Raw genomic sequence first — 15,013 nt, 5'->3', positions numbered from 1 at the left:
TTTGTGGCTCATTTTGGAAGTATACGTACCATTACTGCTTTTTATCCTGTTCCTGTTCTGTTTTATCGCCCAGCTGTACTTCCTTATAGTTAACCATAAGCGACTGGCAGGTTATAAACCCAACGAAGATATGCCACAGGGGCACGTACCGGTATCGGTAATCATTTCGGCCCGCAACGAATACGAAAACCTGAAGGAAAACATCCCGGTGATCATGGCCCAGGATCATCCCGATTTTGAAGTGGTTGTTGTTAACGATTGCTCTTACGATGAAAGCGATATGCTGCTGCTGGAGTACGAAAAGCAATATCCTAAACTTAAAGTGGTAACCATCACCGAGCACGACCGCTTTAAAACCGGGAAAAAATTCGCGCTTACATTAGGGATAAAAGCAGCTAAAAACGAAAATTTGTTATTTACCGATGCCGATTGCCAGCCCGCCTCGCCGCATTGGATAAGCCGGATGACGGCCAACCTAACCGGCAGCACGCACATTGTCCTCGGATATTCGCCTTATAAAAAAGGTAAGGGTTTTTTAAATACCTTCATAAGGTTCGAAACCGTAAAAACCGCTATTAACTACCTCTCCGCAGCCCTGGGAGGCGACCCATACATGGGTATCGGCCGTAACCTGTGTTACACCAAAACGCTGTTTTTTAAAAATAAGGGTTTTGCTTCGCACATGCACGTCATGTCGGGCGATGACGACCTTTTCGTGAACCAAAACGCTACCAGCGATAATACCGCCATCGAAATACACCCGGATGCGCATACCTGGAGCGATGCCAAAAACCGGTTCGGCGCTTATTACCGCCAAAAACGCAGGCATATGGGCGTAGGTAAACTTTATCAGAACAAGCACCGCCGCTTTTTAAGCCTCGACGCCATCAGCGGATTTTTATTTTATGTGCTGTTGCTGCTGTGCATTGCGCTCAACTTTGTGCCCTGGGTTGCGTTGGGCTTATTTGTGTTCAGGCTCGGTTTCCAATTCTGGATATACAACAGCGTATTTAAGAAACTGCGTTGTGCCGATATGGTATGGTATTTGCCGCTCTTAGACATATTTTATTATTTTTATTTAAACATATTTGGCTTAATAGGTACCTTTACTAAAACCAGGCAATGGAAGTAAACAACAATTTTACCGATAACGCTAAAAACGATTTTAAGCTGGTTATGCGGGCCCGCGAAGGCGACCAAAAGGCATATGCCGACCTGATGCACCGCTATAAGGATTCGATATATTTTATGGCGCTTAAAATGGTAAATAATAAGGAAGACGCCATGGACCTCACGGTTGAAACCTTTGCCAAAGCTTTCGAAAAGTTAGATAAGTACCAGCCCGAGTTCGCCTTCAGTACATGGTTGTTCAGGGTGGGCACCAACAATTGTATCGATTTTATCCGCAAAAAAAAACTGAATACCACATCGATCAGCGGCATGGTTGACGACGATGGCGACGAACGCCCGCTGCAGATCAGGGCCGACACGCTGAACCCCGAAGAGGCTTCGATGAAAAAACAGCAATCGCAAACGCTGAAGGTACTCATCGATAGCTTGCCGCCCCGTTACCGCAATCTTATCGTGTTGCGCTACTTCGACGAGTTGTCGTACGAAGAAATTGCCGAGCAGCTCGATTTGCCGCTGGGTACGGTTAAGGCTCAGCTTTTCAGGGCGCGTTACCTGCTGGGCAACATTGTTAACGTGAATAAGCGCGATGAGATCTGATATCATAACCAAATACTTCCCTGCTTTAACATCACATCAGCAAAGCCAGTTCGAACAATTATTTGACCTGTATACCTATTGGAACGAGCAGATCAACGTGGTTTCGCGTAAGGATATCGACCTGCTTTTTGAACGCCATGTGCTGCACTCGCTCGGCATTGCCAAAGTGATGAGCTTTTTACCCGGCGAGCAGGTATTGGATGTAGGTACAGGCGGCGGTTTCCCCGGTATACCGCTGGCGATCATGTTTCCCGAAACATCGTTTCACCTGGTTGATTCCATCGGTAAAAAAATAAAAGTAGTGCAGGAAGTGGCCAAAGGCGCAGGTATCCAAAACGTAAAAGCCACCCACAGCCGTGCTGAGCAGATACCCGGTAAGTTCGATTTTGTCGTATCGAGAGCGGTTACCCAACTGAAGGATTTTTATCCCTGGGTTAAAGATAAGTTTAGCAAGCAATCAAAAAATACCCTGGCAAACGGCATTTTATACCTTAAAGGCGGCGACTTAACACAAGAAATTGCCGAATCTGGGTTAACAGTCCGGCAATTCTATTTAAAGGATTATTTTGACGAGGAGTTTTTTGAAACCAAGCAGGTTATTTATGTAAAAGGATAAATAAATTATTAAACTCTTATTGTGTATCATAAAATAAAAATGCCGGATTATTTACCCGGCATTTTTGTTATGTAAGGTTTACTGCGATTTACTTAAAAGTAGTGACAACCACCTCATCAAGCATAACCCTGTCGCCCGCTTTGGGTGTCATAGGGGTAGCTTTGGCATCATCAGCTCTTGCTGATGGCTTATCGGTGTTTTTGTTATCGCCATCGCCATGGTTAATATAAAAGTAGACCGGTATAACATAGGTAACGCTGGCCTGGGCGTTGGGTAGTATAGCAAGCTTTTGCAGCACCCGTATTACCTCGTTGCTAAGCGCATCATCAGGCGTCCTTATAACTTTAATGTCCTGTATGTGCTTATCGGCGTTAACAAAAAACTGTACAAATGTACGGCCCTGGATATCTTTGTCCTTCGCTGCCGAAGGGTATCTTACATATTTTTGGATATACTTGTAAAGTTCATCGTATCCTTTATTTGCGGTTCTGTCGCCCAACGAAAAATTAACAGGCAATGTAAACATCACTCTCACTTTTTCGCCGCCGAGCACCCCGGGTGTCCATTTAGGGGATAGTTTCATTACCCGTACAGCTTCATCACCGGTACCGCTGCCGGGTTCGCGTACTACTTTAATATCGCCTAAGCTGCCGTCGCGTTCAACCACAAAACTGATATATGCTTTGCCCTGCACATTATTTTGTTTGGCCAGGGCGGGGTATTTCATATTTTGTTGTATGAATTTAGCCAGACCCTCAGTACCGCCCGGAAATTCGGGCTGTACATCAACAGCTCTATAAACGGCATTGGGGTTGGCATGACTGTCGTCGCCTGTTACCGTAACATTGTCGGGTACAGGTTTTGCCTCTTTCGGCCCTGCGGGTGTCGGTCGGGGAGCCGGTGGCGGACCTGATTTCAGGTATGTTGATGTTAATTCAAAATCGACAGGTACAGTAAACTCAACCCTTACCGGTTTGCCGTTTTGTGTGCCGGGTTTCCATTTCGGCGATGCTTTTAACAGGCGTTTTACCTCGTCACCCATCGCCGGAGATGGTGTTTTTAAAATCTTCACGGCCGATATGCTGCCATTGGCCTCAACTACAAACCGGGCATATACTTTTCCCTGCACTTTGTTGGCTTTATCCTTTTCGGGATAGTGCAGGTTTCTCGACAGGTATTTTTTTAATTCCTCTTCACCACCCGGAAACTCAGGCTGAACCTCGACGGCAGTGAAAACAGGGTCGCCCGCCTTGTTTTGTCTTGAATGTGTTTTTTTATACTCTGCTTCCGCGGTATGCCAGCCACGAGCGTAATCTTCTTGGGCAGAACTTTTGGCCTGGCCGGAGGTAATAACTTTATCAGCCATCTTATAAGGCGCAATAACCAGGGCATAAGTTTTTGTAGTAAAGGCCAACGTAGAGACACACAGCAGGCCGCATACCAATGGTATGGTGAGCAGGTACTTCAGCCTTGCCGCCTTACCCGATTTTTTTTGATACAACATAGTTATTCTTCTTTTTAACAGGTTTTTATTGAAAAATGAATTGGTTAGAGAGCTTTGGGTAATGCCATAGGCATTGCTGATGAGGAAGTCGGTATAATCGTCGTTATTATTCTCGAGGCGCGCGGTCGCTTCGTCTGCAATAAACTCATGTACTTCCTTTATTGAGGCTATCAGCAGGTAAACTACCGGGTTAAACCAGTTGATGATCTTTAAAATTTCGAAATAAATGATATCCCAGCTATGCTTTTGCCTGATATGCACCTGCTCGTGGTACAATATAATTTGCGATGTGGCCAGCCTGTCGTCGATAAATAAATTATTAAAAAACGAGAAAGCGGCGCTGCCCTGGTGTAGCTGGATGATATTAAAACCGGCATTGCTGCTGCGCGAACCCTTTTTTGAAAGAGAAACCAGCAGGTAAACCCTGATGCATAAATGAATGAGCAACGCCAGGGCCACAATACTATAACACAATAGGAGGTAGTCATCAAATGTCCACGGAGCAGGAGCGGTAGTGCTGGTTACGGGTGCAAACAGCACTTCGGTTTGACTGAGCGAGCCCAGGCTTATCTGTGCAACAGGTGCAGTTATAACAGGCTTTTGCAGGAAACCCAATTGTATAAAAGGGATGACAAAGGCCAGCAAACTCGTACTTAACAGGTACGCACGGTTTAACTGGTAATGCGTGTCTCTCCGCAAAAACAATAAATACAGCACGTAGAAGGCAGCCAGGTACAGGTTGGCTTCTACCAGGTAATGTATCCAACTCATTTTTTCTGTTGTTTAAGTTTGTTGGCCAGTTCGGTCAGCTCTTCGAGCTCGTTAATGCTCAGGTTTTTTTCTTTGACCAGGAAAGATACCAGGCTCGTGTACGAGTTGCTGAAATAGTTGTTCATCACTTTATCGAAGGCAAAGTTTTTGTAGGTTTCTTCGCTGATGAGCGGAAAGTAAACGTACGAGTTGCCGTAAGCCTTATGGTCGATAAAACCTTTACCTTCCAGCACCCTGATCACAGTGGATACCGTGTTATAAGCCGGTTTCGGCGCCGGCATCTGGTCGATCACGTCTTTCACAATGCCCTCTTTCAGTTGCCAAAGTATACGCATCACCTGCTCCTCGGCCTTGGTTAATTCTTTAATTTGCTCCATTTGTAACTATATTTATAGTTTGGTTTATATAAAGGTATAAACTATAAACGTAGTTTGCAAACTATTTTTATAGTTTATTTTGAAAAAGTATTCATGCTACAGATGTTTTACTAAAATTTTTGGCAATAAACAGGAAAAACGATACTTTAGTTGCGTAACGCTATGTCAACACTCCACCAACTTGCCTTAACCTTTACCAAAAACATAGGCGATCATCTGGCTAAAGTTTTAGTAAGCTATTGCGGCAGCGCCGAAGCGGTTTTTAAAACACCCGCCAAAAAGCTGCTGCAGATACCGGGCATCAATACCAGAACCGTCGGACAGTTTAATTTTGACGAGGCCCTGCGGCGGGCGGAGCAAGAGCTGCGCTTTGTAGAAAAGAACAACATCCGGGTAATATTTTATACTGATACCGACTATCCGAAACGGCTAAAAAACTGTGCCGATTCGCCTGCGCTGCTTTATTATAAGGGTAATGCCGATTTGAACAATGCCCGCATTATCAGTATAGTTGGAACCCGTACACCCACCGAATACGGGCGGCAGCTTTGCCATGGCCTGATTGAAGATTTGAAACCGTATGACGTATTGGTTGTAAGCGGCCTGGCTTATGGCATTGATGTTGCCGTACACAAAGAATGTTTAAATTTCAATATCCCCACGGTAGGGGTATTCGGCCACGGGCTCGACAGGGTGTACCCGGCGCAAAACCGGTCGGTTGCCGAAAAGATGCTGGCAAATGGCGGTTTGCTGACAGATTTTCCATCGGGTACATTGCCGGCTAGAGAGCATTTCCCACGGCGTAACCGCATTGTAGCGGGTATTGCCGATGCTACTGTAGTGATCGAGGCCAATATCAAGAGCGGTACACTGATCACTGCCGAGATCGCCAACTCCTACAACCGCGATGTTTTTGCTTTCCCCGGAAGGGTTAACGACGAATTTTCCGAAGGGTGTAATTTCCTCATCCGGAATAATAAGGCGGCGCTGCTTACTTCGGGTGCCGACCTGGCCTATATTTTAGGCTGGGAAAAAGTAAGTGACGATAAACCTGCCAAAGCGCAGCTGGCTTTACCGATCGACCTGCCTGCGGGCGAACGAATCATATTCGAAGCGATACAGCAAAATGCCGGGGCCTTAGGTATCGACGATCTGGCTATCAGAACCGCCCTGCCGTTGAGTCAATTGGCCATGAACCTGCTGAATCTCGAAATGCAGGGTTATATCCGCTCGCTGCCCGGTAAAACCTACAGTGTAAATTATTAGCAAAGCCTATCGCACCAGTAAAACCGAACCCGATTGCGTACGGTAAAGGTTGTTTTGATCGTAATAAGTGGCTATCCAGTAATAAGTGCCCAGCGGCGCCGGCGCGCCTTTATAAGTGCCGTCCCAACCGGTGTGTAAATCGGTCGAGCTGAACAATAATGCTCCGAACCGGTCGAAAACCGAGAACTTAAACTTTGTGGCCACGCCGCCCTGCATCGGTAAAAAAATGTCGTTGATGCCATCCTTATTAGGTGTAAAGGTATTGGGGAATACCACCGGGTCGCACTTTATAAAATTGATGTTTACCGAAAGCGTATCCATCAGGCAGCCCCGGCTATCAACTACGCTAAAAAAATAATTACCCGCTGCGGGCTCGGTAAATTTATGGCCTGATGCAAAGAGAGATGAGCCTGATTGGATACGATAGGTGCTATCGGCCAGCCTGGCGGTAATGGTTATGCTCCCGGGTACATCGCAGATAAAGTCGGTTTTGGTATAAGTAACCGTCGGTTTACGAAGGTAAAAATCGGGTATAATAAGGGTCGTATCTTTGGTAACCCCTTCGGATGTGGCGATATGCAGGGTATAACTGCCCGGATTAATCGCTGTAAATATACCCGTTGTATTGGTAATGCCATTTAAAGTATAAGTATTGGATGCCGTGGCGTGCGATGCGGCAGTAACCTGTATATCCCCGGCATGTAAGGCAGCGCAATTTTTCGTAGTGGTGGCTGCCGTTATATTGATCGCACATTTCACCCTGTTTACCGTTACCGTGATGGTATCCACAGTGCAGCCCAAATGATTAAGGACGTAAAAACTATAACTGCCGGCAGTCAGGCCGGTAAAAACATGATCGGCAGGATAAGTGCCCGATGCATCCTGGATGGTGTATTGGTTTGCGTTACCGATGTTAAACCCGATCTGCCCCTTCTGGTCACAATTCTCATCGGTTTTGTTGATTGTGATTACCGGTTTGGCAAAATCCTGCGCCGTAACAATTATCGTAGTATCCTTGGTTTGGGTAGTCGATTTTACTTTCAGATCGTAGGTGCCGGGCGCAACCTGGAAGATGCCCGTTGTATTGATGATCGCATCATTTAATATGTACTGATAATCAGCCAGTGGGTTTTGGCACACTACCTGCAGGCCAACCTTGCCATGGTAAGGGCAGGTGACTATTTGCCGCACCGAGTCGATGACGATCTTAGGTATCTCTCCGCTTTCCACATCGCTGGCGGCATCATATACAACATATGGTAAAGTAGCGGTGGTACCAACCACGGTTTTATTTTCCATATCCAGCTCAAGCAGGTCGGTCGAATTACCGCTTACCGCCAGCGCGTACACTTTGTTGTGGGTACTGCTGTACGCTATCGAAACCAGCCCATAAATGTTTCGGGAGATAGGGATATGCAAGGTACTGTTTGCTGTATTGACCTGGTCGATCCTGACGATGCCTACTGTTGATGCCAGGTACAGGTCGCCTTTATAGAACACAAGATCGCCGCCGGATATAAACGGTATTTGACCTAAATGGGTAAGAACCGGGTTTTTAGGGTCTATTTTATAAATATCAGTGCCGCTATCCATGTACAGCACACCGGTACTATCTACCGTTAACGCATTACCTAAGGGGAGGGCAACCGCAGGTATCGCCGAACAATTGGCGACGCTGTTGGGCGTGAGTGTGCCTTGTAATATCTGTAAACCGTTGGCCTGGTAAATAGTGTTTTTAAAAAGCGCTATGGAACCAAAAGCAAGGGCGCTATTGCATGTGCTGATATCTGTTGATGTTGCGCCTGCCGGGCCAAGGCTTACTTTTTTTAAATAGCCGTCGCTGGTAACAACGTAAAAGCTCTGGCCGCATGCAAATACGGAAAGCAGTAAAAAAGTAACAATAAGGCAGATCTTTTTCATTTAGCAGATGACGCTAATGATACTGTAAAATGGTTGTATTTGGTTGCTAAAGTTAAAAAATAAATCTCCGTTGCTTTAGATGATGCCATGTAACGGCCCGCCTCTTTCGCCCAGTTTGTCGATCCGTTTTTCAACTGCCGGGTCTTTAATGAGCGGCGGGGCATGGTGGGGCTTAATTCGCGCATCAATAATTAAAGGGCCGCGGCAGCCCCAATGCTTATGTTCGGTAAAAGCATTAATGCCGTATATATCGTGGCTTGGGTTGCTCCGCGTAAAGGTTACCCAAACAAAGTTGTTGATGGTTTCGGCAGTAAACCCGGCATCGTCGCATAATATCATCAGTGGCAGGCTATCCAGGTTTTTGTTTTTAAGATCTTCGTTCAGGATAGCTATCTCTTTTTCTGTTTCGCTTTCGCTGATGTAGGCCGGTGCTTCTACAGCTAAAATACCCGGCATCACCACTTTATAGTTCTGAAATGGGCGTGGTAAACCGAATGAGGCCGGCAATTCGCGCCATAATTCGCGTTTGATCTCTCCGGCCACTGCTACTGCCACTTTACTTCCCGAGTTCAGGTCGCTGCCGCTATAGTCTAAAGTATCGATGGTCGTTTTAGTGTAAAAATGCAGGTCGCGGCTTAAGTCGATGCGCTGCAATACATGCTGTAAAAATCCAGAAATATCATGTGCATCAAGCGATGGGTTGTCTTCCTTTGCACAGATAAACAGGTATTTGGCAAGGCTGAGCTGGTTGCTGCCTAAAATGTGGTTGGCCAGGGTGAGTATTTCCTGGGGTTTGCGTTCTTTAAGATATGGCGTATAGCGCTCGCTGCCAATGGCGAACAGCAGGGGGTGGACCCCGGCTGCATCTACAGCATGTACCTCGTGCAGGCCGGGTATTTCCTTTGGGATGGCCGAGCCGGTGATCTCGTGAATCAGTGCGCCAAAGCTCGTATCTTCCTGCGGCGGGCGGCCAACAACGGTAAAGCTCCACACAGGATCCTTGCGGTGATAAACCCGGCTTACCTTCATCAGCGGAAAAGGGTGCGTCAGGCTGTAATATCCCAAATGATCGCCAAAAGGCCCTTCAGGCTTATTTTGCTGCGGAAATACTGTACCTGTAATTACAAAATCGGCATCGGCCGAAATGCAAAAACCTTCGTCGTCATAAAAGTACCGAAAGCGGCGGTTACCCAGGGCGCCGGCAAAGGTCATCTCGGATAAGCCCTCGGGCAAAGGCATTACTGCTGCCAGCGGGTGCGAGGGCGGCCCGCCTACAAAAATGCTCACTTTTAAAGGCTGCCCTTTGGTGTTGGCCTTGCTTTGATGTATGCCGATGCCCCGGTGCAATTGATAATGCAGGCCAACTTCCTGGTCCTGTACATAATCGTTACCGGCAAGCTGGATGCGGTACATACCCAGGTTGGCATTCATAATGCCGGGCTTATCGATATCTTCGGTATAAACCTGCGGCATGGTCACAAAGGGTCCGCCGTCCATCGGCCAGTTCACAATCTGCGGCAGTGCGCTGATCTTGGTCTGGCCAAAACTGACGGGTGCATTTTTGCCAACCTTCATCGGTAAGGCCGACAGGGCTGTGGCCGCTACATGGAGATATTGAAAAGGATGTTTAATCGCCTTAATGGGATCGTTTTTCAGGTCGACCAATACTTTGATCTTCTCCAGGGTATCGCGAAACATAAATTTCGACCGGTCTAATGTGCCGAATAAGTTGGATACCGCCGGGAATTTGCTTCCTTTTACGTTCTCAAAGTACAAGGCCGGGCCTTTGTGCTCAAATACACGCAGGTGAATAGCGGCCATTTCGAGATATGGATCTACTTCTTCCCTGATCCTGATCAGGTGACCGTGTTTCTCAAGATCGGTGATACATTCGCGTAAACTTTGATAACCCATCAGGCGGTAAACTTAAAGGCCCGAAGTTAAGTTAAATAAGGCTTTTAGCCAATTTATTGGGTTATTATAGATAATGGCGGTATTTTAGTATCTTAAAGGACTATGAACATCAGCGAAATATTAACTATTACCATTGTACTTACCGCAGTATTCGCTTATGTGAATCATAAGTTTATCAAATGGCCGCCCACCATCGGCATTATGATCCTCTCATTAGGTTGCTCAATGATCCTCGCAGCGTTGGGTAAATTTTTCCCGCTCATGTCTGATAAAGCGACGCAACTGGCCGGTTCGATCGATTTCAGGAACGTGCTGATGAACTTTATGCTGAGCTTTCTGCTTTTTGCAGGATCGATACATATTGATGCTGCAAAACTGAAGCGGGAGCGCTGGCCGGTGATTGTCCTCTCCACTTTCGGTATATTGATCTCTACCACTATTGTCGGGGGCGCAGTTTGGGGCTTGTTCAGGATGTTCAATCTGCCAATCCCACTAATTTACTGCCTGCTTTTTGGCGCGGTTATATCACCGACCGACCCTATCGCGGTGCTGGCTATTTTAAGAGAAGCAAAAATCCCCTTATCGCTTGAGGTTAAAATATCAGGCGAATCGTTGTTTAACGATGGGGTAGCGGTAGTGGTTTTCGTAACCTTATTAACGGCAGCCAGGGAGGGCGTTTCGGCAATAGATATTTTTGATATCGGCAAACTTTTTTTACAGCAAGCTATAGGGGGCCTTGTTTTTGGTATTCTGCTGGGTTATGCAGGTTACTATGCACTGCGTTTGATAGACGATTACAAGGTTGAGGTTTTGGTGACCATTGCGATTGTGATGGGCGGGTATCTGGCCGCTGATACTTTGCATGTATCTGGCCCGCTGGCCATGGTGGTAGCCGGCATTATTACCGGTAATAAGGTAAAGGACGAAGTGCTGTCGGATACCAGCCGCGATTATCTGGGCAAGTTTTGGGAGCTGGTAGACGAAATTTTGAACGCCGTTTTGTTTTTACTGATTGGCCTCGAAATGCTGGTCATTAAAATAAACGTCACCGTTTTGCTGATCGGTTTTATCAGCATCGGTATTGTTTTGCTGGCCAGGTGGGTATCGGTGTATATCCCCATACAACTCCTGCAGTATAAAATAAGGTTTGAGCGCCATGCTGTGGCTATACTGACCTGGGGCGGTTTGCGCGGAGGTCTATCTGTTGCGCTGGCCCTCTCGCTGGGGAATGAAATGCACCGCGATGAGTTTGTACTGATAACCTATATTATCGTAGTGTTTTCTATCCTGGTGCAGGGCTTAAGCATCGGAAGTTTTACGCGAAGATTGCTGAAGAAGGCGTAGTTCTAAATAGATGATGCACTACCCGAAGTTGCGTTAGCGGTAGAAGCGGATGACGCGACCCACAGGGGAACGGCCTTATTTAGCCGATAGTCCGCAGATCACAGTTTTTTACTTGCATTGCTATGGTCTATCAGCCATAGACAATGGACCAATCAATTATACACAAAATCCCCAAACTCGGAGTTGATGGTTACCTGTTTTTGCTGCGATGCCTCAACCCGGCCGATAACCTGTGCAGGTATATTAAAGCTTTCGGATATTTTGATGAGGTCGGGAGCGATTTCCTTAGGTACATAAAGTTCCATGCGGTGCCCCATATTGAATACCTTGTACATTTCCTGCCAGCTGGTACCGCTTTCCTGCTGTATCAGCTTAAACAGCGGCGGTACCGGGAACAACCTGTTTTTAATAATATGCAGGTTATCGATAAAGTGCAGCACCTTGGTTTGCGCGCCGCCGCTGCAATGCACCATGCCGTGTATCTGGCTGCGGTAAGCATCGAGGATTTTTTTGATGACCGGGGCGTAGGTGCGGGTAGGCGATAATACCAGCTTGCCGGCCGAGATGGTCTGGTCATCATCCAGGTCGACTAAGCTGGTGAGCTTATTTGAGCCTGAAAAAACCAGGTTCTCGGGTACGGCTGGATCGTAGCTTTCGGGGTATTTGGTTGCAACAGACTTGTCGAAAACATCGTGACGTGCCGAGGTTAAACCGTTGGAGCCCATGCCGCCGTTGTATTCGTGCTCGTAAGTGGCCTGCCCGTATGATGCCAGGCCTACGATCACATCGCCGGCTTTGATATTGTGATTGGATATTACATCGGCACGTTTCATGCGGCAGGTAACCGTACTGTCGACAATGATGGTGCGTACCAGATCGCCCACGTCGGCGGTTTCGCCGCCGGTTGAGTAAATACCGATGCCCTGGCCGCGCAGTTCTTCCAGTATTTCCTCGGTACCGTTGATGATGGCAGCAATTACCTCGCCGGTGATCAGGTTTTTATTACGGCCGATAGTGGAAGATAAAATAATGCCGTCGGTAGCGCCAACGCATAGCAGATCGTCGAGGTTCATGATGATAGCATCCTGCGCAATGCCTTTCCAAACCGAAATATCACCGGTTTCTTTCCAGTAGGTATATGCCAGTGATGATTTGGTACCCGCGCCGTCGGCATGCATAATGTTGCAATACTCGGGGTCGCCGCCTAAAATATCGGGCACAATTTTGCAGAATGCTTTTGGGAAAATGCCTTTGTCGATCTTCTGGATGGCCGCGTGTACGTCGTCTTTTGTAGCCGAAACACCGCGCTGGTCGTATCGTTGCGAGGAAAACATGCGCAAACTTAATCATTTTCGCTATCCATTTTCGCTCATGCGGCTAAAATTCAACGTTTTTTATGCACAGTACCGGTGTTGATAACTGGCTAAAAAATGGTTTATTACATATTTTCCGGTACGGAATGCCTAAATTGCACGCTTTACTCTATCCTATGTTAAAATCGGCCTTTACTTCAATTTTTAATGCCGGCAATAACTGGCGTATACGGCGCAACGAGCAGCGTAATTTTTTGCTGTATGCCAGCGCCTTTGTTGGCCTTGTTGCCGGTTTGGCAGCGGTTTTGTTAAAATACCTGGTACACCTGATGGAAGACGTGAGCCATAACATGGCTTCGCACCTGTTTCATATCCTGTATATCTTTCTGCCTGCGGTAGGTGTTTTACTGACTGTACTCTATCAGCATCTTATCAACCGTGATAAAATCGAAAAAGGGATAGGCAGCGTTTTGGGCAATATCAAAAGAAACCGGTCGAACATCGCGCTTAACAATATCTATTCGCATCTCATTACCAGTTCGCTTACGGTAGGTTTTGGCGGTTCGTCGGGCCTCGAGGCGCCTATAGTTTGTACCGGCGCTGCAATCGGTTCAAACACAGGGCGTTTTTTCAGGTTGAGCCCGTTTGAGAAAACCGTGCTGCTGGCATCAGGCGCGGCTGCAGGTATCGCAGCCGTATTTAACAGCCCGATAGCAGGCGTGCTTTTCGCGATAGAGATCCTGATCGGCGAGATCAGTATACCTACTTTTATACCTTTATTAATAGCGTCGGCCACGGGCGTGGTGGTTGCCAAGGTTTTGTATTCGCAGCAATTGTTCCACCTGGTTACCGAAGGCTGGATGATGCGCGCACTGCCATTTTACGTGATACTGGGCTTGCTAAGCGGAGTAATGTGCATTTATATCGCCAAGGTTGGCGGTTACCTCGAGAAAGGCATCCTTAAAAAGCAAAACCGCTATGTGAGGGCCGTTGCAGGGGGGCTGGTTTTAGGATTAATTATCCTTGTATTCCCGCCTTTGTTGGGAGAAGGATATCATTATTTGCAAGCTATATTGGATGGTCATATCGATGCGTTAAAAGATCAGTCGTTGTTCACATCCTGGCTGGAGCACCCTACGGCGATGATCGTTTTTATCGCCGGGCTGATCCTGCTAAAGATTGTGGCTGCCGGAATTACCATCGGCGCAGGTGGTAACGGCGGTACCTTTGCGCCGAGTATGTTTACGGGTGCATTTTTAGGTTTGTTTGTGGCTTTTACGGTAAACCAAACGGGCCTGCTGCATTTAAATACCAGTAATTTTATAGCTGTTGGCATGGCCGGAGCAATAAGCGGTGTACTGCACGCGCCGCTTACCGCTATATTTTTGATTGCCGAAATTACCGGCGGCTATGTTCTGTTCATCCCGCTGATGATCGTCTCGGCCATTTCGTATATGATATCGATGGCCTATAATCCGCATAATATGTACTGGCACCACCTGGTAACTGAAAAAGATATACACCCCGACGCCGATCATACCATGCTCGACGCGATAAGCCTGGAGAGTGTGATTAACACGGAATACACCCCGGTTAAAGCCACTATGGCATTAACAGAACTGTTTAAAGTGATAGCCGGCAGCACCGCCAATATATTCCCGGTACTGAATGATAATGATGAACTGCAAGGCGTGGTTTTATTGGATGATGTGCGCCGATATATGTTTGATGACGGGCACAATCAGAAACTCACCGTTGCCGATGCCATGATGATTCCGCCTGCTGTGGTTGATGAACGCGATAAAGTAACCAAAGTAATGAACCTGTTCGACGTGTACGATGTTTGGCATTTGCCGGTAGTTGCCAATGGCCGGTTCAAAGGTTTTATCTCCAAATCGCGCCTGTTTGTGCGTTACCGCGAAGTTATGGTACAGCAGCAGCGCGATACCGATATATTTGGGTTAAGGGAAGGGTAGTGTGTGGTTGCTTGAATACAATTAAAAAGTACCATTTCGAAGGAGCATGGCAAGGGAATGAGCGATTGCGTGACTGAGAACTATCTCTTGAGCAGGGTTGTGCCTTGACTGCGGGTACGAAAAAATCTTCGGCTATTAGTATAGTCATCATGTATTTCAAAGAAGATTCTCCCCATGCCCACGCCTGCCCCATTCATATTCGTCGAAATTGACACAGTTTTTTAAAAACTCATGTCCACGTTCAAATCATAAGCCACAAAAAAATGGTTACCGGGCCTAAACCC

The 15,013-nt window shown here is 47.0% G+C and carries 11 protein-coding genes; 6 read left to right on the top strand and 5 right to left on the bottom strand.

Annotation, left to right across the window (positions count from 1 at the left end):
- Positions 1-13 precede the first annotated feature (13 nt).
- The 3 genes from BEL04_RS16030 to rsmG are packed head-to-tail and all read left to right on the top strand — an operon-like array spanning position 14 to position 2,344.
- Complete coding sequence (locus BEL04_RS16030) at positions 14-1,132, top strand: glycosyltransferase (RefSeq protein WP_066005799.1); 1,119 nt, start codon at positions 14-16, stop codon at positions 1,130-1,132.
- Positions 1,123-1,728, top strand: coding sequence for an RNA polymerase sigma factor (locus tag BEL04_RS16025; protein WP_066005798.1), 606 nt, complete (start codon positions 1,123-1,125; stop codon positions 1,726-1,728). Before BEL04_RS16030 ends, BEL04_RS16025 begins: the two co-directional genes overlap by 10 nt.
- Positions 1,718-2,344 carry a 16S rRNA (guanine(527)-N(7))-methyltransferase RsmG gene (gene rsmG, locus BEL04_RS16020; RefSeq protein WP_066005797.1) on the top strand — a complete coding sequence of 209 codons (627 nt, stop codon included), beginning with the start codon at positions 1,718-1,720 and terminating at the stop codon, positions 2,342-2,344. The genes BEL04_RS16025 and rsmG overlap by 11 nt, the downstream gene beginning before the upstream one ends.
- An 88-nt stretch (positions 2,345-2,432) precedes the next feature.
- On the opposite strand, the gene BEL04_RS16015 is transcribed toward rsmG, so the two are convergent.
- Positions 2,433-4,619 (bottom strand): M56 family metallopeptidase, encoded by a 2,187-nt coding sequence (locus tag BEL04_RS16015; RefSeq protein WP_066005796.1) that lies wholly within the window; start codon positions 4,617-4,619, stop codon positions 2,433-2,435.
- Positions 4,616-4,996 (bottom strand): BlaI/MecI/CopY family transcriptional regulator, encoded by a 381-nt coding sequence (locus BEL04_RS16010; protein WP_066005795.1) that lies wholly within the window; start codon positions 4,994-4,996, stop codon positions 4,616-4,618. Before BEL04_RS16010 ends, BEL04_RS16015 begins: the two co-directional genes overlap by 4 nt.
- 162 nt (positions 4,997-5,158) lie before the next feature.
- On the opposite strand from BEL04_RS16010, the gene dprA reads away from it, so the two are divergent.
- A complete protein-coding gene (dprA, locus tag BEL04_RS16005; protein WP_066005794.1) occupies positions 5,159-6,262 on the top strand; it encodes a DNA-processing protein DprA in 1,104 nt (367 codons plus the stop codon).
- 6 nt (positions 6,263-6,268) lie between these two features.
- Here dprA and BEL04_RS16000 read toward each other — a convergent pair whose 3' ends face one another.
- Positions 6,269-8,182, bottom strand: a complete 1,914-nt coding sequence (locus BEL04_RS16000; RefSeq protein ID WP_066005793.1) for a gliding motility-associated C-terminal domain-containing protein — start codon at positions 8,180-8,182, stop codon at positions 6,269-6,271.
- A 75-nt stretch (positions 8,183-8,257) separates the two neighbouring features.
- The gene (locus BEL04_RS15995; RefSeq protein ID WP_066005792.1) at positions 8,258-10,096 is read right to left on the bottom strand and encodes a UbiD family decarboxylase; all 1,839 of its coding nucleotides are present in this window, start codon (positions 10,094-10,096) and stop codon (positions 8,258-8,260) included.
- 102 nt (positions 10,097-10,198) lie between these two features.
- On the opposite strand from BEL04_RS15995, the gene BEL04_RS15990 reads away from it, so the two are divergent.
- A complete protein-coding gene (locus BEL04_RS15990) occupies positions 10,199-11,440 on the top strand; it encodes a sodium:proton antiporter (RefSeq protein ID WP_066005791.1) in 1,242 nt (413 codons plus the stop codon).
- 152 nt (positions 11,441-11,592) lie between these two features.
- Here the strand turns inward: BEL04_RS15990 and BEL04_RS15985 are convergent, their stop codons facing one another.
- Entirely contained in the window at positions 11,593-12,774 is a 1,182-nt protein-coding gene (locus BEL04_RS15985; protein WP_066005790.1) for an AIR synthase related protein, read from the bottom strand.
- Positions 12,775-12,929: 155 nt separating this feature from the next.
- Between BEL04_RS15985 and BEL04_RS15980 the strand changes: the two genes are divergently transcribed.
- A complete protein-coding gene (locus BEL04_RS15980; protein WP_066006242.1) occupies positions 12,930-14,729 on the top strand; it encodes a chloride channel protein in 1,800 nt (599 codons plus the stop codon).
- Positions 14,730-15,013 lie beyond the last annotated feature (284 nt).

The organism is Mucilaginibacter sp. PPCGB 2223, assembly GCF_001705515.1.
Lineage (GTDB): Bacteria > Bacteroidota > Bacteroidia > Sphingobacteriales > Sphingobacteriaceae > Mucilaginibacter.
This window is presented reverse-complemented; position numbering and strand designations above follow the sequence as displayed.

Bases quoted from the DNA above. Each gene is read 5' to 3' on its own strand.
- BEL04_RS16000 (WP_066005793.1), bottom strand. From the start codon at position 8,182: ATGAAAAAGATCTGCCTTATTGTTACTTTTTTACTGCTTTCCGTATTT.
- rsmG (WP_066005797.1), top strand. From the start codon at position 1,718: ATGAGATCTGATATCATAACCAAATACTTCCCTGCTTTAACATCACAT.
- dprA (WP_066005794.1), top strand. From the start codon at position 5,159: ATGTCAACACTCCACCAACTTGCCTTAACCTTTACCAAAAACATAGGC.
- BEL04_RS15995 (WP_066005792.1), bottom strand. From the start codon at position 10,096: ATGGGTTATCAAAGTTTACGCGAATGTATCACCGATCTTGAGAAACAC.
- BEL04_RS15980 (WP_066006242.1), top strand. From the start codon at position 12,930: ATGTTAAAATCGGCCTTTACTTCAATTTTTAATGCCGGCAATAACTGG.
- BEL04_RS16015 (WP_066005796.1), bottom strand. From the start codon at position 4,619: ATGAGTTGGATACATTACCTGGTAGAAGCCAACCTGTACCTGGCTGCC.
- BEL04_RS15985 (WP_066005790.1), bottom strand. From the start codon at position 12,774: ATGTTTTCCTCGCAACGATACGACCAGCGCGGTGTTTCGGCTACAAAA.
- BEL04_RS15990 (WP_066005791.1), top strand. From the start codon at position 10,199: ATGAACATCAGCGAAATATTAACTATTACCATTGTACTTACCGCAGTA.
- BEL04_RS16010 (WP_066005795.1), bottom strand. From the start codon at position 4,996: ATGGAGCAAATTAAAGAATTAACCAAGGCCGAGGAGCAGGTGATGCGT.
- BEL04_RS16025 (WP_066005798.1), top strand. From the start codon at position 1,123: ATGGAAGTAAACAACAATTTTACCGATAACGCTAAAAACGATTTTAAG.